The organism is Bradyrhizobium sp. (assembly GCF_049581145.1).
In the GTDB taxonomy this organism is placed as follows: domain Bacteria; phylum Pseudomonadota; class Alphaproteobacteria; order Rhizobiales; family Xanthobacteraceae; genus Bradyrhizobium.
In genome coordinates, this window is sequence record NZ_JBAURI010001100.1 from 1 (window position 1) to 1,626 (window position 1,626).

Sequence of the window (1,626 nt, forward strand, 5' to 3'; positions counted from 1 at the left end):
GGCCAGCGCCGTGGCATTGGGCGCGCCGAACAGCCGGGCGCCGACCGGATTGCACCACAGCACCCTGGCGCCGTCGGTGGACCATAGCCATGCCGGAAGGGCGCTCGTCGCATGGACCGCCAGTCGTGGATCACCGACGCCCTGCAACTGAAAATCCTTCTCGTTCATGATGGCGACTGGACCGGCTAGTCTGGGAGCTACGCGCCTTGTAGCGGCGGCCTGGCCTTGAAACGATCGGCCGCCGAACGACGTCAGGCTTAACGGAGCGTTAGTATCGCTCGCCGGCAGGCGGAGGTCCACCGCCCGCCGAGGCGGACCGGCACCGAAAAGCCGGGATAACCCTAATCGGACCGGACCCAAAACGGGTGCTTGATCGTTGCCATAGCGCACCTGGCGATCGCAAGTTCACGGGAGGGAACCGGCGTCTTACAGGTCAAATCTTGCAGGTCAAATTTGCGGGCCAAATCTTGCCGGCAAAGTTTTGCGCCGATAATTTTCAGCGACCGATCGGGGGCGACGGGGATGGCAGGTCAGGACCTGCGTAACAGGGAGTGCACCATGAGCGATGAAGGGCGTGACCGTTTCGAGATTCCGAAGGAAATGCGTTCGATGGCGGAAGCGAGCTTCGAGCAGGCGCGCAAGACCTTCGAGAAATTCGTTGAAGGCGCGCAAGTGACCGCGGGTACGATCGAGGACCATGGCGCCACGGTTCGGGCCGGCGCCAAGGACATCAGCGCCAAGGCGATCGCCTACGCCGAAAGGAACGTGCAGGCCTCCCTGGACTATGCGCAATCGCTGCTGAACGCCAAGGATCTGACCGAAGTGATGAAGCTGCATAGCGGCTACGTCCAGGCCCAGATGCGCTCGCTCGCCGAGCAGGCCAGCGAGATGGGGCAGATCGTCGGGCGCGCGGCGATGGAAGCCGCCAAACCCAAGGTTTGAAATTCAAGGTTTGAAATTCAAGATTTGAGAATTTCTTTCCCGTCCAGGAGGTGCGGTAAAGGTCCAGCAACTTCAACGGGATCGCACGTCTCGGCCAGGATCCGCGGTTCGGTATCGCGCCTGTGCTGCATTGCGATGCACAAAATTGACACTATATCGGCTTATAGACAACGCGCCCTGAAAGGCTATCCCCGCTGCGCGATTCAGTAGGCCGTACCCGGCACATTGGCTGTCGGGCGCGCAAAAGGGGACAGAAACCCAAGCCAAACTCCAGCCCCATTTTACCCCGTTGCGAAGGACAAATGCCATGAACGCGACCGATCCCTTCTCCGCCTCGATCATTCCCTTCGAAGTTCCCGAGCAGATGCGCGCTTTCGCCGAGCGCGGTGTGTCGCAAGCGCGCGACAATTACGCCAAGTTCAAGGATGCCGCCGAGACCCACAACGGCACCATCGAGGCCGTCTTTAGTTGCGCCAGCAAGGGCGCCAGCGAGTACTCCGCCAAGGTGATGGAGTTCGTGAAGGCCAACACCACCGCGAACCTGGACTTCGCCCAGGAACTGCTCGGCATCAAGTCGCCCTCCGAGGCGCTCGAGCTGTACTCTTCGCACGCCCGCAAGGTGTTCGAAACGCTCAGCGCCCAGGCCAAGGAACTGGCCGAGCTCAGCCAGAAGGTCGCCGCCGA

The 1,626-nt window shown here is 61.4% G+C and carries 2 protein-coding genes; both read left to right on the top strand.

Annotated elements, in window-relative coordinates; all coding sequences use genetic code 11:
- Nucleotides 1-558: 558 nt before the first annotated feature.
- Complete coding sequence (locus tag WCB02_RS35420) at nucleotides 559-942, top strand: phasin (protein WP_423966062.1); 384 nt, start codon at nucleotides 559-561, stop codon at nucleotides 940-942.
- A 307-nt stretch (nucleotides 943-1,249) separates the two neighbouring features.
- The coding region (locus tag WCB02_RS35425; RefSeq protein WP_423966064.1) for a phasin at nucleotides 1,250-1,626 on the top strand (377 nt) is incomplete at its 3' end.

What these genes read in the sequence shown, in the direction of transcription:
- WCB02_RS35420 (WP_423966062.1), top strand. Translation starts at nt 559, where the DNA reads ATGAGCGATGAAGGGCGTGACCGTTTCGAGATTCCGAAGGAAATGCGT.